The organism is Betaproteobacteria bacterium (genome assembly GCA_016194905.1).
In the GTDB taxonomy this organism is placed as follows: domain Bacteria; phylum Pseudomonadota; class Gammaproteobacteria; order Burkholderiales; family JACQAP01; genus JACQAP01.
Genome location: JACQAP010000005.1, coordinates 153,267 through 172,306, shown reverse-complemented (window position 1 = coordinate 172,306; position 19,040 = coordinate 153,267). Strand labels below are relative to the sequence as shown.

21 protein-coding genes are annotated in these 19,040 nt (G+C 58.6%); 8 read left to right on the top strand and 13 right to left on the bottom strand.

Features of this window, described 5'->3' with window-relative positions:
• The first annotated feature begins 114 nt into the window (after positions 1-114).
• From HY067_02025 to HY067_02015, 3 genes are all read left to right on the top strand, one after another.
• Complete coding sequence (locus tag HY067_02025) at positions 115-498, top strand: phage holin family protein (GenBank protein MBI3526725.1); 384 nt, start codon at positions 115-117, stop codon at positions 496-498.
• 80 nt (positions 499-578) lie between these two features.
• Entirely contained in the window at positions 579-1,208 is a 630-nt protein-coding gene (locus tag HY067_02020; protein MBI3526724.1) for a hypothetical protein, read from the top strand.
• Positions 1,209-1,379: 171 nt separating this feature from the next.
• Complete coding sequence (locus HY067_02015) at positions 1,380-2,858, top strand: aldehyde dehydrogenase (protein MBI3526723.1); 1,479 nt, start codon at positions 1,380-1,382, stop codon at positions 2,856-2,858.
• 42 nt (positions 2,859-2,900) lie between these two features.
• On the opposite strand, the gene HY067_02010 is transcribed toward HY067_02015, so the two are convergent.
• Positions 2,901-3,503 (bottom strand): GNAT family N-acetyltransferase, encoded by a 603-nt coding sequence (locus tag HY067_02010; protein MBI3526722.1) that lies wholly within the window; start codon positions 3,501-3,503, stop codon positions 2,901-2,903.
• Positions 3,494-3,793 carry a DUF2917 domain-containing protein gene (locus HY067_02005; GenBank protein MBI3526721.1) on the bottom strand — a complete coding sequence of 100 codons (300 nt, stop codon included), beginning with the start codon at positions 3,791-3,793 and terminating at the stop codon, positions 3,494-3,496. Before HY067_02005 ends, HY067_02010 begins: the two co-directional genes overlap by 10 nt.
• A 133-nt stretch (positions 3,794-3,926) precedes the next feature.
• Between HY067_02005 and HY067_02000 the strand changes: the two genes are divergently transcribed.
• A complete protein-coding gene (locus HY067_02000; GenBank protein ID MBI3526720.1) occupies positions 3,927-4,901 on the top strand; it encodes a LysR family transcriptional regulator in 975 nt (324 codons plus the stop codon).
• Positions 4,902-4,980: 79 nt separating this feature from the next.
• Here the strand turns inward: HY067_02000 and HY067_01995 are convergent, their stop codons facing one another.
• A complete protein-coding gene (locus HY067_01995; GenBank protein ID MBI3526719.1) occupies positions 4,981-6,084 on the bottom strand; it encodes a 3-deoxy-7-phosphoheptulonate synthase in 1,104 nt (367 codons plus the stop codon).
• A 161-nt stretch (positions 6,085-6,245) separates the two neighbouring features.
• Between HY067_01995 and HY067_01990 the strand changes: the two genes are divergently transcribed.
• Positions 6,246-7,082: a hypothetical protein gene (locus HY067_01990; GenBank protein MBI3526718.1), complete on the top strand. Its 837-nt coding sequence runs from the start codon at positions 6,246-6,248 to the stop codon at positions 7,080-7,082.
• A 1-nt stretch (position 7,083) separates the two neighbouring features.
• Here the strand turns inward: HY067_01990 and HY067_01985 are convergent, their stop codons facing one another.
• Positions 7,084-7,410: an NIPSNAP family protein gene (locus tag HY067_01985; protein ID MBI3526717.1), complete on the bottom strand. Its 327-nt coding sequence runs from the start codon at positions 7,408-7,410 to the stop codon at positions 7,084-7,086.
• Between the two features lie 45 nt (positions 7,411-7,455).
• Complete coding sequence (locus HY067_01980; protein ID MBI3526716.1) at positions 7,456-7,998, bottom strand: TIGR02281 family clan AA aspartic protease; 543 nt, start codon at positions 7,996-7,998, stop codon at positions 7,456-7,458.
• Positions 7,999-8,124: 126 nt separating this feature from the next.
• Between HY067_01980 and HY067_01975 the strand changes: the two genes are divergently transcribed.
• The gene (locus HY067_01975; protein MBI3526715.1) at positions 8,125-8,835 is read left to right on the top strand and encodes a type 1 glutamine amidotransferase; all 711 of its coding nucleotides are present in this window, start codon (positions 8,125-8,127) and stop codon (positions 8,833-8,835) included.
• Positions 8,836-8,839: 4 nt separating this feature from the next.
• Here HY067_01975 and HY067_01970 read toward each other — a convergent pair whose 3' ends face one another.
• The 5 genes from HY067_01970 to HY067_01950 form a co-directional block, all read right to left on the bottom strand.
• Positions 8,840-9,325, bottom strand: coding sequence for a YajQ family cyclic di-GMP-binding protein (locus HY067_01970; protein ID MBI3526714.1), 486 nt, complete (start codon positions 9,323-9,325; stop codon positions 8,840-8,842).
• 78 nt (positions 9,326-9,403) lie between these two features.
• On the bottom strand, positions 9,404-10,615 hold the full coding sequence (locus HY067_01965) for an argininosuccinate synthase (protein ID MBI3526713.1): 1,212 nt from the start codon (positions 10,613-10,615) through the stop codon (positions 9,404-9,406).
• A gap of 50 nt (positions 10,616-10,665) precedes the next feature.
• Positions 10,666-11,178: a hypothetical protein gene (locus HY067_01960; protein MBI3526712.1), complete on the bottom strand. Its 513-nt coding sequence runs from the start codon at positions 11,176-11,178 to the stop codon at positions 10,666-10,668.
• A gap of 170 nt (positions 11,179-11,348) precedes the next feature.
• Positions 11,349-12,275, bottom strand: a complete 927-nt coding sequence (gene argF / locus HY067_01955; GenBank protein ID MBI3526711.1) for an ornithine carbamoyltransferase — start codon at positions 12,273-12,275, stop codon at positions 11,349-11,351.
• Positions 12,276-12,285: 10 nt separating this feature from the next.
• Entirely contained in the window at positions 12,286-13,482 is a 1,197-nt protein-coding gene (locus tag HY067_01950; GenBank protein MBI3526710.1) for an aspartate aminotransferase family protein, read from the bottom strand.
• Positions 13,483-13,922: 440 nt separating this feature from the next.
• On the opposite strand from HY067_01950, the gene HY067_01945 reads away from it, so the two are divergent.
• A complete protein-coding gene (locus tag HY067_01945; GenBank protein MBI3526709.1) occupies positions 13,923-14,249 on the top strand; it encodes a DUF3579 domain-containing protein in 327 nt (108 codons plus the stop codon).
• Positions 14,250-14,325: 76 nt separating this feature from the next.
• Here HY067_01945 and rpsT read toward each other — a convergent pair whose 3' ends face one another.
• Positions 14,326-14,589 carry a 30S ribosomal protein S20 gene (gene rpsT / locus HY067_01940; GenBank protein ID MBI3526708.1) on the bottom strand — a complete coding sequence of 88 codons (264 nt, stop codon included), beginning with the start codon at positions 14,587-14,589 and terminating at the stop codon, positions 14,326-14,328.
• A gap of 195 nt (positions 14,590-14,784) precedes the next feature.
• Between rpsT and murJ the strand changes: the two genes are divergently transcribed.
• Positions 14,785-16,320 carry a murein biosynthesis integral membrane protein MurJ gene (gene murJ / locus HY067_01935; GenBank protein ID MBI3526707.1) on the top strand — a complete coding sequence of 512 codons (1,536 nt, stop codon included), beginning with the start codon at positions 14,785-14,787 and terminating at the stop codon, positions 16,318-16,320.
• Positions 16,321-16,518: 198 nt separating this feature from the next.
• Here the strand turns inward: murJ and HY067_01930 are convergent, their stop codons facing one another.
• Positions 16,519-17,523: a PPC domain-containing protein gene (locus HY067_01930; protein MBI3526706.1), complete on the bottom strand. Its 1,005-nt coding sequence runs from the start codon at positions 17,521-17,523 to the stop codon at positions 16,519-16,521.
• A 450-nt stretch (positions 17,524-17,973) separates the two neighbouring features.
• Positions 17,974-18,900, bottom strand: a complete 927-nt coding sequence (gene cysB / locus HY067_01925) for an HTH-type transcriptional regulator CysB (GenBank protein MBI3526705.1) — start codon at positions 18,898-18,900, stop codon at positions 17,974-17,976.
• Between the last annotated feature and the right edge of the window lie 140 nt (positions 18,901-19,040).

Sequence of the window (19,040 nt, the reverse complement as noted above, 5' to 3'; positions counted from 1 at the left end):
AGGCCGAAGTGTACAGAGAAAACAGGACTGAGGACTGAGTGAAGAACTTCCCACCGGAGATTCCTCCGAGTCCGGAGCACTGAGTCCCGAGTCCTTTTTTGTTACTATCCCTCAATGACTATCAATCCCGTCGTGCGCTTCCTCGTATTCTGGGGCGTCAACACGCTTTCGCTGTGGGTGGCCGACGAACTGTTCGACGGCATCTCGTTCGCGACGCCGCAATCGCTGTTCGTCGCCGGCCTGATGCTGGGGATCGTGAACACCTTTCTCAAGCCGACGCTGGTGATCCTGACGCTGCCGTTGTCGATCTTGACCCTGGGTCTGTTTGTGCTGGTCATCAACGCGCTGATGTTGTTGCTGGTCGCGTGGCTGGTTCCCGGGTTCATCGTGGCGGGATTCTGGTCCGGATTCCTCGTGGCAATTTTCGTGTCGGTATTCAGCTTCATCCTGAATTCGCTGATCGGCTTCAACAAAGTCAGGATCCGGCGGATCGAATAATAAAATAAGCGGGACGAGAAGATGCGGGGTCGACAGCGCGCATTGAATTTTCCGTTGGTCAGAACAAGCCGGGGGAGAAAATGAAAATCAGAAATTTCATTGCGGCAATAATCGCCGGGCTGATGCTAATTTCGGCGGTGGCGAACGCGCAGAGCTGGTCGCCGCCTTTGCCGGGGCAGCGTTGCCCTTCTAAATGGGGTGCAACGGATGATCGCGGTGCGGCCAATCTCCTGACGCCCGAATCCGTGCTGAATGCGTCCAGGCTGATCCGCACCGGCGAAGTTGTCGAGCTCGGACGTGTGCTGGCGATGGACATGCCTCTGTTCGGCACGCGACGCTTCGACATTCATAGCAAGCGCACGGGCGGCCCGATGGGCAGCAACAAGCGCTATACCAATGAGGAACTGGTGATCTCCGAGATCGGCCAGGTCGGCACGCAGTTCGACATGTTTTCCCACCAGAGCATCGACAACAGCCACTACAACTGTTTTGCCACCGACGATATAACCACCCGCAACGGCTTCACCAAGTTGGGCGTGGAGAAAAGTGGACAATGCGAAGTACAACGCCGGTGGTCCGGGAATCGGTGTTGCGGCAGCAGGCTGGGCGAACTGGCAGTGAAGAAAGCCTACGAGTTTGTGTTCGTCGTGCAGCCGCTGAAGATCAAGGGCGGAACCGGCTCGACGGTAGCGCCGATTGCAATACGGTAGGCACCTCACCCCCGGCGCACGGACACGTTAGTGATGGAATCACCCGTTTGCGGGTAGCGTGCCTAGGCATCGCTTCCCGCCCCGGATGGCTCCGCCAACGCCGAGTCAGCGATGCCCTCTCCATCAAGTGGAGAAGGCGCTGAAATTCAGAAACAGGAGCGAGAAATCAATATGCAGAAATATCAGATGTACATCGGCGGCGAATGGGTCGCCCCTTCGTCGGGCGAATGGTTTGAAAGCTTCAACCCGTTTACCGGCGAACCATGGGCGTTGATTCCGCGCGGCAACGCGGTCGATGCGGATCATGCGGTGCGTACGGCGCACGCCGCATTCACGGACGGCCCCTGGCCGCAGATGACGCCGACCCAACGCGGTGCGTTGCTAAGGCAACTGGGCGACCTGGTCGCGCAGAACGCGCAGCGTCTCGCCGAAACCGAGGTGCGCGACAACGGCAAGTTGATTGCCGAGATGGCGGGGCAGCTCAACTATGTGCCGCAGTGGTATTACTACTTCGGCGGACTCGCGGACAAGGTTCAGGGAGCCGTCATTCCTCTAGACAAGAAAGGCTATTTCAACTTCACGCGTTATGAGCCGCTCGGCGTGGTGGTCGCGATTACGCCGTGGAATTCGCCGCTCATGCTGACCGCCTGGAAACTCGCGCCCGCGCTGGCCGCAGGCAATACCGTGGTCATCAAGCCTTCCGAGTTCACTTCCGCCTCCGCGCTGGAATTCGTCAAGCTGGTGGAGCAGGCGGGCTTTCCCGCCGGTGTGGTCAACGTCGTTACCGGCTATGGCAAAGAAGCAGGGATGCCGCTGGTCGAGCATCCACTCACCGCAAAAATAACTTTCACCGGATCGGATACGACCGGCAGGATCATCGCCGAGACGGCGGCGCGCGGCTTCAAGAAGGTGGGCCTGGAACTGGGTGGCAAGTCGCCAAATATCGTCTTCGAAGATGCGGTCATCGAAGACGCGGTCAATGGCGCTGTGTCCGGCATATTTGCTGCAACCGGCCAGACCTGCATCGCGGGTTCGCGGTTGCTGCTGCAGCAGTCGATTCACGACGAGTTCGTCGAGAAATTGCTGGCGCTGGCCAAGACCGCAAAGATGGGCGATCCGATGAGTCTGGAAACCCAGGTTGGTCCGGTCACCACGCAGCCACAGTATCAGAAGGTGCTGTCGTATATCGACGTCGCCAGGAACGAAGGCGCCAAATTGCGCATGGGCGGCGGACCGGCGACACGCCCGGAGTGCGGCAAGGGATGGTTCGTCGAACCGACGATTTTCACCGGCGTCGACAACAAGATGCGCATTGCGCAGGAAGAAGTGTTCGGTCCGGTGCTGTCGATCATTCCGTTCCGGGATGAAGACGACGCCGTTCGCATTGCCAACGATGTTCGCTTCGGTCTCGGTGCGGGAGTCTGGACCCGCGATGTCGGGCGCGCGATCCGCATGTCGGAGCGCATCAAGGCCGGCACTGTCTGGGTCAATACTTATCGCGCGGTCAGTTTCATGTCGCCGTTCGGCGGCTACAAAGACAGCGGCTTGGGCAGAGAAAACGGCCAGAGCGCCATCTACGAATACCTGCAAATGAAGAGCGTCTGGATCAACACCGGGGTCAAGACCGGCAATCCTTTCGTAATGCGCTGACGTGCTCCGCCCATCCCTTCAGCAGCGCGGAGGGGATGGGGGTCATCTTCCCCCTGGAACTGTTGTGCAGCGCCAGTCGCTGCCGCTACGCCTGGCAAGCGAACCGAACGGCGCGGAGCGCGGTGATTCCAGAGTTTTGAAGATTCGCACCAGGAAAGGTGATTCCGGATTGGTGCGCAGTTCGCATCCCAGCTTGCGGGCAAGCGCGCGCATCGCGTGGTTGTCGGCGAATACATCGGCATGGGCGTGCCCTATTTCGTCGCACCTGGCGACGACCATCAGCGCGGTCAGCAAATCAGACCCCAATCCCTGTCGTTGCCACGCATCGCTCACGACAATGGCGACTTCGCAGCCGTCGCCTTCTTTGTCAGCGACATACTGGGCAAGGCCGATGATGCCGACAAACGGCGAGCTTGCAACCAGCGCCGCTTCGCGGCCAGGCTCCGGATTGGCAAACCTGCTCAGTATTTCTTCCGGCAGTTCCCGGACCGCCCTCATGAATCTCAGATAGCGGCTTGCCGGGGAAAGGTTGCGGATGAATCGCTGCAGGTCGGATTCGTCCGCCCGGAGGATCGGTCGGATGATCGGGACGGCGGCGTTGCGCGCATTGACAACAACGCCCGGCCCCGCTCGATTCAACTGCACGCGATGGACTCGGTGTCCAAGCCGAGGGCGCGGCGTGCCTCACTCCTATCCTGGGCGTCCGGTCCGATCAGCGTCAACGACGAGGATTGCAGGGCGGTGACGATCGTGAGGCCGGACTTGCGAATGGTAAAGGCATCGGCGGGACCGATGATCGCGTCCTTGAGGTCGCCTTCCTGGGTGATCCAGAGGTTGCCCGAGCGACATACGATTCGTGTTCCGGCACCGTCTCGCACGGCGAGCAGGCCATCACGCGCCAGCGTGACCGTGGAACGGGTGATTTCGATCTGCATGGTGGTCTCCTGTACGCCCGGCGCGGATCGGTTGACCTGCCAAGCATTCCGGTAAATCATTACGGAGGCTATTTTCCGCAGTGCACACAAGACGACAAACGATATTTCGGAATGATTCGCATGAGTTTTATGAATGCCTAGAAAATCCGATCCGACACCTGCCCTGGACTTCTTCCGAGGGTTCGAAGCGGCTGCCCGCCATCTGAGTTTTACCAAGGCGGCGGAGGAATTGTTCGTGACGCAATCCGCGATCAGCCGACAGATCCAGGCGCTCGAAGAGCGCCTCGGCGTGGCGCTGTTCGTGCGCCGCAATCGCGGTCTCGCGCTTACCGAAGCGGGGGAGCAGATGTACCGCGCGGCCGGCATTGCCTTGCGCACGTTGCGGGAAGCCGCCGACCGCATCGCACCCGGAACCACGCAGAAAATGGTCACCGTGACGTCGTCCATGGCTTTCTGCTCTCTGTGGCTGATTCCGCGGCTCGCCGGTTTTCGCCGCATGCACTCGGACGTCGACGTGCGCATTTCGGCGAACAACCAGTTGCTGGACCTCGATCGCGAGCGCATCGACCTTGCGGTGCGCTATTGTCCCGCGCGGGTCGCGCCGGCAGGTTCCGTCCGCCTGTTCGGCGAGGAAATCCTGCCAGTCTGCAGCCCGGCCTTGCTCAGGGACCGCAGCCGCCCATTGAAATCGGTCGCGGATCTCGAACGCCAGGTGCTGCTGCATTTCGACGATCCGGAACGCTCCGCGCCATGGCTTTCATGGAACGTCTGGCTGGAAACCGCGGGTGTGCCGGACCTCAGGCCGGCAGGGACCTTGCGTTTCAATCACTATGACCAGGTCATCAGTGCAGCACTCGGTGGCCAGGGCGTGGCGATAGGGCGGCGCCCGCTGGTCAGGAATCTGCTGGACGAGGGCCTGCTCGCGACGCCGTTCACGCTGGGAGCGGTCACGGATCGCGCCTATTTCATCGTGCGCACCGCGGCGACGGCCGGTCGCGCGGAAGTCGACGACTTTGTGCAATGGCTACGCAGCGAAAGCGTGCTTTCCTCATCTGCCGCTGGCGGGGAGGAAAAGCCAAAAAAGCGGAGGGCGAGAAAAGGAAAGTAGGAATGCCGATCGGTCGGCCGACGAAACGAAAAAATGGCGATCGGATGGCCGCCATTCGATCCAAGAAATCGACTTCGATCTAACCGCTGATCTTCCTGATTTCCGCCGTCCGCGGGATTCGCTTCGGCAGCACGTCCTTGAGCTTGGCTCTCGCGTCTCGCAGCAGCTTTTCCGTGGTCGGCCAATCGATGCAGGCATCCGTTACCGACACGCCGTATTCAAGCTGTGCCAGGTCGGCTGGAATTGCCTGATTCCCGGCGTTGATATTGCTCTCGAGCATTACGCCGACAATCGACTGATTGCCTTCCAGGATCTGGTGCGCGCAGTCGAGCATCACCAGCGGCTGCAGGTTGTGATCCTTGTTGGAATTGGCGTGGCTGCAATCCACGACGATATTGGCCGCCAGTTTGCTCTTGGCCAGTTCTTTTTCGACAACGGCCATGGTCACCGAGTCGTAGTTCGGGCCTTTCGCGCCACCGCGCAACACGATGTGGCCGTACCGATTGCCATTGGTGCGAATGACGGATACCTGGCCGCGCTGGTTTATGCCCAGGAAACTGTGCGGGCGCGAAACCGACAGCAGCGCGTTGATTGCCACCTGCAGGCCGCCGTCCGTTCCGTTTTTGAATCCGACCGGCGTCGACAGACCGCTCGCCATCTCGCGATGCGTCTGCGATTCGGTCGTGCGCGCCCCGATTGCGCTCCACGTTACCAGGTCGCCCAGGTATTGCGGGCTGATCGGGTCCAGCGCCTCGGTGCCTGCTGGCAATCCCAACTCGTTGATGTCGCGCAGCACCTTGCGGGCGAGTTGCAGGCCTTCCTCAATGTCGAAGGAGTCGTCCATGTGCGGATCGTTGATCAGGCCTTTCCAGCCGGTGGTGGTGCGCGGCTTTTCGAAATACACGCGCATGACGATGAACAACGTATCGCCGACTTCGTCCGCCACTTTCTTCAGCTTTTGCGCGTAGTCCATGGCGGCCGCGGGATCGTGGATGGAACACGGGCCCACCACCACCATCAGCCGGTGATCCCGCCGATCGAGAATGCGCTCGAGCGCATGGCGGCCTTCGAGGACGGTCTGTTCAGCCTTCTCGGTCAACGTAACGCGGCGCTTGATTTCGTCCGGGTTGAGCAGGACGTCCTGGGCGGCGACATTGACGTTGTAAATCAGTTTTTCATCCATGATCGATTGCCTGTGCCGGCAATTGGTGCTTAACGAACAGGCGATTCTACGTAATCCGGCGGTCCGGGCATAGCCCGCGGCCTGTGCCGCCTCACGGTTGGGGACTTAAGAATTCCCCCTGGTTACCGATACGGGGTCAGGATGAATCGAAATACCGATCCATGAAGACAAAACTTGCCCTTGCCGGGGCTTTGCTCGCGCTCGCCGGACCGGTTTCCGGCGCACACTGGAAGCCGGTCAGCGTTACGCCGGAACGCTCGATCTATATCGATATGGATGCGCTCGTGCGCAACGGCCATACGGTACAGGCCTGGGATTGGCAGAAATTCAGAACCGGCCAGACCAGCGCCACCTGGCAGGGCGCATTCTTCTGGGTGAAATCGCTGACCAACTACCACTGCATGCAACGCACCACCGACGCGGTGCTGAAGGTCTACTTCGGCAACGACGGGGTCGAGATCAAGCGCACACACCTCGAAGGATTGCAGTTCCCCGCAGCGGTCGAGCCCGATTCGTTGCGAGAAAAGATGCTCGAGATGGCCTGCAATCCCCTCAAGCCCGCGGTAAAACCGGTTGCAACGGCGACGAAGCCCGCCGTGGAGTCCAAATCAGCGGAAACCAAATCACCGGAGTCCGAACCAACTGTATCCAAGGGCGATCCCAGTGCAGCCAAGAGCGATCCGGCCAAGGCGGATTCCAACCCGGCCAAGGCCGAAGAGAAGGGCGGTGCTGCAGCCCAAGCGCAATCCGCCAATCCAGTCGTTCCGCGTACAAAACCGGCGCAGACCATGAAAGGAGGGGAGCGCCAACCGTATGCACGCACTGCTCGCATGATGTCCAGGAAGAAATTACCCCCAGGAGTGAAGTCGGCAAAGGCCAAGCCTCAGCCCGACCTCAAATGCCCTCCGCCAGAGCAGGCAGGGGCATCGGAGCCGGTCCAGCCTTTGGCGCCGGCCCCGCAACTGACCGATGCCGGCAACGACGGCATGTTCAACTGAGCTATCTCATTTTCGAGTATGCAGTCGGCGTCAGAATCAGATTGGTGATGTGAGTCGTCAGCGGGCCGTCTTTCTCGGTCTCGGCGCGTGTCGCCAGCCAGTCGGGGTGCGTCGCGAAAGCGTTCCACTTCTGCTCCCGTTCCGCGAGATTTTCCCACTCCAGGATGTAGTACAGATCGTTATTGCTCTCACCGATCGCGGTCGTCCAGAAGCCGACCTGACGAATGCCGAAGCGCTCCCATAACTTCAGCGTGTGATTCGAGAACCTCGCGTTGAGCGCAGGCAGCATGCCGGGGAATGCGTGATAGATGCGCAGCTCGTAAATCATTCTTCGATTTCCTTTTTTGTTGTCCGGGAACCCTGGTTCTGACTTTCAGTAGCGCCTGGTAAGGGTCAGGCTGTCACCTTCCCGGCGCATCTCCAGCCGGCCCAGGAAACTCATGCCGAGCAATACAACGGGCAACGCGCTGTTCTCGTGCACCACGCCGTCTATGTCCTGCAAGGTGATGTCTCCCAGTGTCACTTTGCCGAGCTTCACTTTGTAGATCGGCGCAACGCCATTGGCGGTTTGCGAGTAACCGCGTTCGCCGGCGAGATAGTTGACGCCGGCGCGGCGTGCATCCTCCACGCTCATCGAAACCATCGTGGCGCCGGTATCGACGAGAAACCGGACGGAAGCTCCGTTAATGCTGCCGTAGGATACGAAATGCCCATTTCTGTCCGGCGTCAGGACTATGGTGGAGCGCTCGCTCTGTACGGACAGCGCGCTGTAGACGCCCTCACCAATGTGCAATCGTTTCTGCTTGCCGTTGATCGAAACGACGGCTTCCTCGCTGGTCGAACTGATCAGCGTAATGCCGGCGTAAGTCTCGCCAGCCCGCAGGGTGCGCGGCTTGCCCTTGTCCACGACCAGCATGGCTTTGCCCGGAAACAGCGCCACGACACTGATGTCGACCGCCCACGCCGGCGCCGACAGAGCTAAAAGCGCCATCAATACTCGCGTAATATTCGCGGTTTTGAACCGCATAAGAATCCTTTGCCGATGAAGCCGATCGCGATATTTCGTCATTCGCCCACGGAAGGGCCAGGCTATTTTGCCACGTATCTCGATTCCCGCGACTTGCCGTGGCAATTGGTAGCGCTCGACCGGGGTGAGGCCGTTCCATCGCGCACCGAAGATTTCAGCGGGCTGGTATTCATGGGCGGGCCGATGAGCGTCAACGATGATTTGGCCTGGATTGCGCCGGAGCTCGAGCTGATTCGCAAGGCCGTGGCTGCCGATGTCCCCGTCCTTGGACATTGTCTCGGGGGGCAGTTGATGTCAAAGGCGCTGGGCGGCAGCGTCGGGCGCAATCCGATCAAGGAAATCGGCTGGGGCGAAATCGAAGTGGCGGACAATCCGGAAGCGCGCGCGTGGTTCGGCTCCGATCTGAAGCGCTTCGAATCCTTTCACTGGCACGGTGAAACCTTTACGATTCCTCCCGGCGGGGTACGCATCATGGGTAATCGGAATTGCGAAAATCAGGGTTTCGCGATCGGCAGGAGTATCGGCATGCAATGCCACGTCGAGATGACGGAGGCACTCATCGAAAGCTGGTGTAAGTCCGGGGCCGACGAGATCGCGACGGCAAGAAGTTCCGCGGTACAGACGGAAGATGAAATGCGTCGCGGAATGGGGCAGAAACTAGTGGCGCTACGAGCCGTTGCAACGCGGCTCTATGACCACTGGGTTGAAGGGCTAAGTAAGACTTGAGGCTTCAGTCCCTGAAGTTGCCGACCTGAATAGGAAAGTCCGTAACGTTCTTTTTAACGAGTGCGATCGCTTGCTGCAATTCGTCCTTCTTGGCACCGGAGACACGCACTGCGTCACCCTGGATACTCGCTTGTAGCTTGAGTCTGGCGTCCTTGATCAGCTTCTGGATTTTCTTCCCCAATTCCTGGTCGATCCCAACTTTGACGGTGATCACCTGCTTGACCTTGTTGCCGCTGATCGTTTCGACCTTGCCGCGCTGCAGGGAACGTATGTCCACCCCGCGCTTGGTCAGTTTGCCGATCAGCACGTCGTAGACCTGGCCGAGCTTGAAGTCGTCGTCGGCGAAGACTGTCAGCGCCTTGTCGGCATGCTCGACGCGCGCGTCCGATCCCTTGAAGTCGAAGCGGTTGGATACTTCCTTGTTGGTCTGGTCGAGCGCATTCCTCAATTCGACCTGATTGACCTCGGAGACGATGTCGAAGCTGGGCATGGTCTATCCCTTCCTCAGAACTCCCTGATCCATTCGGTTGCGTCTGTGCCGTCGGCCTGAATAGCGCGTGGAGAAACTCTACTTTCCGCCACGTTTGGCACCAATCCGCAGGCGCAATGCATTCAATCGGATAAATCCGGCTGCGTCGGCCTGATTGTAAGCGCCCTTGTCGTCGTCGAAGGTGGCAATCCGTGAATCGAACAGCGAATCGGATTTGGAGGCGCGACCGACGACCAGCACCGTGCCCTTGTACAACTTGAGACGCACGGTGCCGTTCACCGTCTGCTGCGAGTTGTCGATCAGGCTTTGCAGCAGAAGACGTTCCGGGCTGAACCAGTAGCCGTTGTAGATCATTCGCGCATAACGCGGCATCAGGTCGTCCTTCAGCGCGAGCACTTCGCGATCCAGAGTGATGGATTCGATTGCGCGATGCGCTTTGAGCATGATGGTGCCGCCCGGCGTCTCGTAGCAGCCGCGCGACTTCATCCCGATATACCGGTTTTCGACAATGTCGAGGCGCCCGATACCGTGCCTGCCGCCGGTCTGATTGAGTTTCGTGAGCACCTGTGCCGGTGTCATCTTCTTGCCGTTGACCGCAACGATGTCACCCTTGCGGTATTCCAGTTCGACATGCTCCGGCCGGCCGGGCGCCTTTTCGGGCGATACGGTAATACGCCACATCGAGTCTTCCGGCTCGAAATCCGGATCTTCGAGGATGCCGCCTTCATAGGAGACATGCAAGAGGTTGGCATCCATGGAGTAGGGCGCGCCCCCGCCTTTGCGTTTCTTGAAGTCCACCGGAATGCCGTGCTTGTCCGCATAGGCCAGCAACCTGTCCCTCGACAGCAGATCCCATTCACGCCAGGGTGCGATTATTTTCACATCGGGCATCAACGCGTAAGCGCCGAGCTCGAAACGCACCTGATCGTTACCCTTGCCCGTTGCACCATGGGAAACCGCATCGGCCCCTGTTTTGCGGGCGATCTCGACCAGATGTTTGGCGATCAACGGACGCGCGATCGAAGTGCCGAGCAGGTATTCCCCCTCGTACAGCGCATTCGCCCTGAACATCGGAAACACGAAATCGCGGACGAATTCTTCGCGCAGATCTTCGACGTAAATCTGACGCACACCGAATTTCTTGGCTTTCCTGCGCGCTGGTTCCACCTCCCCGCCTTGCCCTATGTCAGCGGTGAAGGTAACGACTTCACAGTGATAGGTGTCCTGCAGCCATTTCAGGATGACCGACGTGTCCAGCCCGCCGGAGTAGGCGAGCACGACTTTCTCGATCGGGTTTTCTGCGCTTTTCTTCTTCACATTGTCCTTTGTTTTCTTTTCAATCACGTCTTGTTTGGATCATCGTCGGCATCCATGTCGCCTTCGTAGACACCGTCCACCCATTCTCCGACGAACACCCGGCCATCGGGGGTTTGATACTGACCATGGCCGTGTGGCTGCCCTTCTTTCCATTGCCCCTCGTACCGGCTTCCATCCGGAGCGTCGTAGCGACCATCGCCGTCTTGCAGGCTATGTTTCCATTCGCCGGCATAGCGCCCGCCTTCCGCGCGGGTGAGCATGCCTTTGCCTTCGGCCCAACCCTGTTTCAGCGTGCCCTCGTAACGATCGGCGGCCTTGCCATTGATGTACCACTGCAGCAGGCCTTCGCCGTCTGCCGTGCCGCTTTTGCACTGCCCATTCCAGGTGATGGATTCGCCCGCCTGCGGGAAAGGATTGGCGACCTTGCACCCGTTCTTGTCGGCGATCCAGGCGACATCGTCGTCGGCACAGAAGCCGGCGACCGGAACCAATAAAGATAAAATCAATGCAATTCGGGGAATGCTCAAGCGGATCATGTTCGCTCCTTCCAAAGTAACTTCACTGTTGCGGACTGCGGGCTCGATTTCATTTCCGCAGCGGTTTTCCCCTTGTTCTCTGCGACTTTCGACAACTGCTTGCCCGGGTCCGTTCTTTCGTCCGTCAGGCATGGTCCGTCTGCACGCCAACAAACTACGTCCCTTCATCCTCAAACGGACTCGACGTTTCCGAGCAGCAGATACTCCATTAAGGCCTTTTGGGTGTGGAGTCGGTTTTCGGCCTCATCCCACACCACACTTTGAGTTCCGTCGATCACGGCCGCCGCGACTTCCTCTCCGCGATGCGCGGGCAGGCAGTGCATGAACAACGCATCGCGGCCGGCGCGCTTCATCATTTCGACATCGACCTGCCAATCCTCGAAGTCGCGTTTTCGCTCTTCGTTCTCCGCCTCGAATCCCATGCTGGTCCAGACGTCCGTCGTCACCAGATGCGCGCCGCGTGCGGCTTCCATCGGATCGGAAAATTCCTCGTAATGGTCGGTGCCGTAAAGGCCGGCGCGCTCCGGCTCGACTTCATAACCCGGCGGCGTGGAGACGTGGACGTTGAAATCGAGTACCTCTGCAGCCTGCAACCAGGTGTTGCAGACGTTGTTCGAGTCGCCGATCCATGCGACGGTCTTTCCCTGGATCGGGCCGCGGTGCTCGATGTAGGTGTAGATGTCCGCCAGGATCTGGCAGGGATGGTATTCGTTGGTGAGTCCGTTCACGACCGGCACCCTCGACTGCGCGGCGAAACGCTCGATGATCTCCTGTTCGAACGTGCGGATCATCACGATATCGCACATACGCGAGATGACCTGTGCGGCGTCCTCCACGGGTTCTCCGCGGCCTAGTTGGGAGTCGCGCGTGCTGAGGAAAATTGCCGAGCCACCCAGCTGGTGTATGCCCGCTTCGAACGACAGCCGTGTACGCGTGCTCTGCTTCTCGAAAATCATCACCAGTGTGCGATCAAAGAGCGGTTGATAAGGCTTGTACGCCTTGAACTGCTGCTTGATCCAGTGCGTACGCTCGAACAGGTGACCGAGTTCGTCACGCGACAAATCCTTGAACTGCAGAAAATGCTTCGGAGACTGCATGTTCGGATCGTCAATACGCCACTGCCGTGTCGGCGCCGGCATTCAGAAAGGTCTTGATCAGACCGGCGACGCCCTCGATCAGTAATTGCACTTCCGCGTCTTTCAGGTTCAGCGGCGGAAGCAGCCGGACCACGGTTTCCGCCGTGACGTTGATCAGCAGGCCGGCTTCGAATCCTCGAATCACGAGATCGCCGCATGGCCTGTCGAGTTCGATGCCGATCATGAGTCCTTTGCCGCGGATTTCCATCACGCCGGCGGTTCGTGCGAGCTTCTTTGCGATTCCGTCCCGGATTTTCTCTCCGATCTTGCCAGCACGTTCAACCAGCCCTTCATCCTCGATGATCGCGAGCGTCGTGAGGGCCGAAACACAACCGAGCGGATTGCCGCCGAAGGTGGAGCCATGCTTGCCTGGGGTAAATATATTGGCCGCCGCGCCGCGCGCCAGGCACGCGCCAATTGGGAAACCGTTGCCGAGTCCCTTGGCCAGCGACATCACATCCGGCTTTATTCCGAGAAGCTGATGCGCGAACCATTTGCCCGTCCGCGCCATTCCGGTCTGCACTTCATCGAGCATCAGCAGCCATCCCTTTTCATCGCAGATCTTGCGCAGGTGCGGGATATAGCCATCTTCCGGAACATGGACGCCGCTTTCGCCTTGCACCGGTTCGACCAGCACCGCGACGATGTTCGGATTGACCGTCGCCACCTGCTCGAGCGCGGGAAGGTCGTTGTAGGGTACGCGTACAAACCCGGTCAGCAGCGGTTCGAATCCGGCCTGCACTTTGCGGCTGCCGGTGGCCGAGAGAGTGGCGATGGTGCGGCCGTGGAAGGCTTTCTCCATTACGACGATGGCCGGGGATTCGACACCCTTCTGGTGTCCGTACAGACGCGCAAGCTTGATCGCCGCTTCGTTGGCTTCGCAGCCCGAATTGCAGAAGAAAGCACTGTCCATCCCGGCGAGAGCGCACAGGCGCTCGGCGAGTTGCTCCTGCTCGGGAATTTCGTAAAGGTTGGATACGTGCATGGCGCGCGCAGCCTGCGCGGAAATTGCAGCGACCAGCCGGGGATGGGCATGCCCGACACCGTTGACCGCGACACCGCTGACGCAATCGAGATAGCGCTTGCCTTCAAGATCCCAGAGCCATGAGCCTTCGCCTCGCGAGAACGCGATCGCCTGCCGGCCATAAGTTGTCATCACGTGTTGCATTATGTCGCCCACCCGGCCGTTTTCCCCGGCCCCAAAAAGCACACGGCGGCAAAAAGCCGCCGTGCGTGCTATTGAAAATGCTGGGGTTTTCAGGGCCTATATTTATCCGAATCGGTGCATGGATGCAAGCGCTTTGGCCCTGTTTTCCCTATTCGGGCGATATGGCTGCCGACGCGGTGCCGGGTCACAACTTGTGCCGCGATTTGTCGATGAGAGGAATCGACCGCCGTCAACACGGCGATGGTGCGTCCCTACCTCATCGAACTATTCCAAGCGCCATTGGGCCCCGCGATAGCTCAGAATGGCTGCTGAGGAAAGGTTGAGTGCCTGGTTATATTTCATATTCAATCAATAAGTTATATTTTATCGATCGGACTAGGGAAAGAGATTTGGTGCGTTGCAGAATATGCTACGATGTCCGTGAATTCAGGATCCGCAAAATGTCCGGCCCGCCCATAGTAGAAATCCTCATCGTCGGTATTACCGCGGACGGTGAAACATTCCGGCCCAGCGACTGGGCTGAACGGCTTTGTGGCTGCATGTCGTTGTTCGGTGAAGATCAGCGCATCAGCTATTCACCCTATTTGAAGCCGATCATCGCGTCGGGTGTGAAGTGCGTCGTGGTGGACCGCCGGCTTGAACAGATGAGCCCCGAAGCATTCAAATTTTTGATGACCTTCTGTAGCGACAATGAATTGCAGGTGAGGGAAGGCAGGTACGAAATCCGTCAGTCGCTGCAGGTTCGGAAGGACATCAGAGTGGCATGACCCGGTTTGAACGGGACCGGCAACCGCAAAACAAAAGGCCCGCATGCGCGGGCCTTTGTGTGCCAAGGCTCCCTGATCAGGACATTGCCTTGATGGCTGCGGCCAGACGACTTTTTTGCCGCGAAACCGTGTTCTTGTGCACGATGCGTTTGTCCGCGATCGAGTCGATACGGCTTTGCGATATTTGAAATTGCGCCTGGGCCGCCTTCTTGTCGCCGGCGGCAATCGCCTTTTTCACGTTCTTGATGGCAGAGCGTAATTCCGTACGCTGGCCGGCATTGTGGGCACGGCGGTTTACTGCCTGGCGGGCGCGTTTCTTGGCGGAGGCTATATTGGCCATTAGGTCTTCCTTGAACCGGGGGTCTGCGGAAAAGGGCGGTATGGTACTGTCCCGGCAGGGAGTTTGCAACTCGATAGTGCGGGTTTCCCCAGAAAAACGTTGCAGCCTTTTGCGAGGCAGCCTCTTTCTGTCTACTGGGCTCGTGGCATCGCTCGGTTACAATCCGGCGCATCCCGGCATCCACGTCACACGATTATGAATTTGCTCAAGGCCTTGGCGACCATCAGCAGCATGACGTTGGTGTCGCGAATTCTGGGATTCGTACGCGATGCCGTAATCGCCCGCGCATTTGGCGCGGGACTGTATACGGATGCTTTTTTCGTGGCGTTCCGGCTTCCCAACCTGCTGCGGCGACTCTTCGCCGAAGGAGCGTTCGCGCAGGCATTTGTCCCGATACTCGGGGAATATCGCAATACGCGGACGCCCGACGAGACTCGCTCGCTGGTTGACCACGTTGCGACTTTGCTGAGCTTGATCCTTATCGTCGTTTCTGCTGTCGGGATGATCGCGGCGCCGCTGATCATTTACATCACCGCGCCGGGGTTCGTGGCGACCCCTGACAAGTTCGCCGTCACCGTGCAGTTGTTGCGCATTACCTTTCCCTACATCCTCTTCATCTCGCTCACTTCGCTTGCAGGCGGGATCCTGAATACCTGGAGCCGCTTTTCGGTGCCGGCGTTCACGCCGACACTGCTGAACGTCTCGTTCATCGTGTTCGCGCTGTGGTTGGCGCCGTACTTCGACCCACCTGTTCTGGCGCTGGCTTGGGCAGTGTTTGCCGGCGGCCTGCTGCAGCTGGTTTTCCAGCTTCCGTTCCTGGCCAAAATCGGCATGCTGCCGCGACTGCGCGTCGAATTGAAAGATCCGGGCGTATGGAGAATCCTGAAATTGATGGGGCCCGCGGTATTCGGCGTGTCCATAAGTCAGATCAGTCTGCTGATCAATACAATCTTTGCCTCCTTCATGATAACCGGCAGTGTCTCCTGGCTCTACTACGCCGATCGCCTGATGGAATTTCCGACCGGGCTGCTCGGTGTTGCGCTGGGCACCATCCTGTTGCCGAGCCTGACTCGAAGCTTCGCCGACAAGACCGGCGAAGAGTATTCGAAACTTCTTGACTGGGGGCTGCGGCTGACGTTCCTGCTGGCTTTGCCCTGTGCGTTTGCGCTGGCATTGCTCGCGGTGCCGTTGATCTCCACGTTGTTCCAGCACGGTGCCTTTACATTCGACGACGTGATGATGACGCGCAATGCCCTCATCGCTTACAGCGTCGGACTCCTGGCGCTCATTCTCGTCAAGGTACTGGCTCCGGGTTTCTATGCGAGGCAGAATATCCGGACTCCGGTAAAGATCGCGCTGATCGTCCTGGTAGCCACGCAATTAATGAACTTGGCGTTTATCTGGAAGCTGCAGCACGCGGGCCTGGCGCTCGCCATTTCGCTTGGCGCTTGCCTAAACGCGGCGCTTCTTTTTTACAAGTTGCGTCGTCATCAGGTATTCCAGCCGCAACCCGGCTGGAAGGCATTTCTGGTCAAGCTTGCGCTGGCATTGCTGGCCATGAGCGTAGTTCTGTGGCTGCTTGCCGGAGACGATGCCTCCTGGATGAGCAGTGCAGTCGCGTGGCGGATCGGCCGGCTATCGATGGTTGTGCTCGCTGGAGTTGCGACTTACTTCGGCAGTCTCTGGCTGCTGGGTTTCCGGCCGCGTGATTTCGCCAAGCGGTCCACGTAAGCTTTCCCAATTGCGCGAGGCGAACCAAGTCGCAAGGTCCGACGCGGCTGCCGCAAGAAATGCGTGCGGGGGGCAAAGCCAAGAGAATCCCAAAAAAAAGCCCCCGCTTTTGACGGGGGCCAAGACCGCAAATCACTTAGTGATGAAGCGGCTGTCTTTGTTCTTACTGTGTCGTCTTCCGCGATTCACCGCTCGGATCTAGGGCCTTTTGTCGCCGTCGTGGTCGCGATGTTTGAAGCCGTGCCTCTCCGTTCGCCGTGAGAAAATCTTCAAAGCGGCACTGCCTTCGATCACCTGGCCAGACTTGGTCTTGCCTTTCAGCACCCCGTTCAGATGGCCGGTCTGGAAATTGGCGACGTCGGCCTTGAAGTAGCACACCATGTCGATAAGCCCGTCTCGATTGATATCTCTGCCCTGCTTGCGGCAGCGGAACAGGCTCTTCTCATTTCCCGTGGCGCCGAATGTCAGGGAGTTGGGATCCACCGTCATTGCGTCGAAGTCCGACATTGACAGAATAGCGACCGCAATCGGCCACATACCCCGCCGTTTGTTATCCAGGTCGCGTTCATCCTGGTGCCAGTGCCTGACTTCGATCGGCACGTGTTTGGCCGAAGGCGACTGCACCGGGGGCGGGGGGGGCGGCGGCGTAGGAGTGGGATTCCGGACGTTGTTGATAACGAGTTGATACGGACCACCGGGGGTCGCCATGTCCATATTCTCCACAACGCCGTCTGGATCAAAATAGTGTGACCAAGCGCTGACCGCAACGAAATACTTCCCGGTTGATGACAATGTTACATTGTTGATCATCGCGTCCGCGAGCCCGCATGTTTCCTGACCCCCACCAAGCATATTTCCCAAAGAGTCATAGAGGGCGAGGTTGCTAGGAAAGCCGGAGCAATTACCAGCGGCGTCCGCCGGACCCATCGCACCGACGATCGTAATCGAAGGCGTGTCTCCCTGGGTCGCATCGAAGGTGAAGAAATCGACATCGGTCGTGAGATCGCCTGCGGTACGGCCGATCATTGCAGAAATGGTGATACCTGTGGCTGGTACAGGAGTCGACTGCGCAGTGGAAAGCGAGTCATTCGGCTCGACCTCGGTGATTCCCGCTATGGCAGTAAACGCATAAGAACCAAGCAAACAAACTAGCAATCCGCGCACTAGCGGCGCGAACATACGCCGCTGCGTTTCGGTATTCATGATCACTTTCTCCTGTTAGGAAGCATTAATTCAGGTAGTGGCGCAACACCCTTGGAATACGCAATGTCTGTACCCAATCGCAGTGGGAATTGACGCCAAAATCAACGCTTCTTTTTCGGCTGTTTGTTCAGGTGGTTACGGTGATCAAAAATTGCCGCCCGGCAGGGTACCGCCTATTTGCATGCCAAATAACGCCCGGCGCGGATGAATTGCGTCACCGGTCAAATTACGTCCAATGTGACGAAAAATGGTAGTCGCGTTTTGCTTACGGCAATTCGCTTGTGCTAACCGCGAACAACGGAAACGAAGACGAGGAATGATAGTGCGATGGCACTTAGTCTATGAGCGTGGTGCCGTCGGGAAATATCGATGAAAGGGACGCGGTAATAAGCGCAATAGCCGGCGTATCTCCGGCTTCAAGCTGGTTGTTTGCTAACGTGGGAAAGACCATCACCCCTTGCTGTGCATCGCGTCGTCGACGACCCGGCGGGTGAGGTGGGGCGCGAACATTTCGATGAAGTCGTAGGTATAGCCGCGCAGATAACTGTTCTTGCGGATGCCGATGCGCGTTGTGCTCGGTTCGAACAAATGGCTGGCATCGATGGCGCGTACATGCGTGTCCCGTTTCGGATCGTAAGCCATCATCGCAACAATGCCCACGCCAAGACCGAGTTCCACGTAAGTCTTGATGACGTCGGCGTCGATTGCCGTCAGCACGACGTTGGGAGTCAGTCCCTTGTCCGCAAATGCCTGGTTGATCTTCGATCTGCCGGTGAATGCGAAATCGTAGGTGATGATCGGAAACGCAGCGATCGCCTCGACGGTAAGCTTTTTTACCTTCAACAATGGGTGACCGGGTTGCACCAGAACGCAACGGTTCCACTTGTAGCAGGGCAGCATCACCAGGTCCTCGTATAGCTCGATCGCCTCGGTTGCAATGGCGATGTCGGCTTCACCGGAGGCCACCATTTCGGAAATCTGGGTCGGGCTGCCCTGGCGCAACGACAGCCGTACTTCGGGATAACGCTTCGTGAATCGCTGGATGATCTGGGGAAGCGCATATCGGGCCTGCGTATGCGTGGTCGCGATCGTGAGGCGCCCCTTGTCCTCCTCGGTGAATTGCTCGCCGACCTGCTTGAGATTCTCGACATCCTTCAAGATTCGCTGAGCGATATCCAGGATCGCCTTTCCAGGTTCGGTAACGGCGACGACGCGCTTGCCGTGGCGGACGAAAATATCGACGCCGAGTTCTTCCTCCAGACTGCGGATCTGCTTGCTGATACCCGGTTGCGAGGTGTGCAGGACCTCAGCCGCCTTCGAGAGATTGAGATTCTGGCGGGCAACTTCGCAGATGTAGCGTAACTGCTGCAGTTTCATGGCCTGTTGTTCCGACGAAACGGTCGGCTTAATAATGGATTCGTATTTAATACTAACAGAATAGTCATAAGAAATATAAGGACTGCCAGTATCATCCGTCCATCGTCGACAACACGAGTTTGAGACGGGGCGCGCAAACG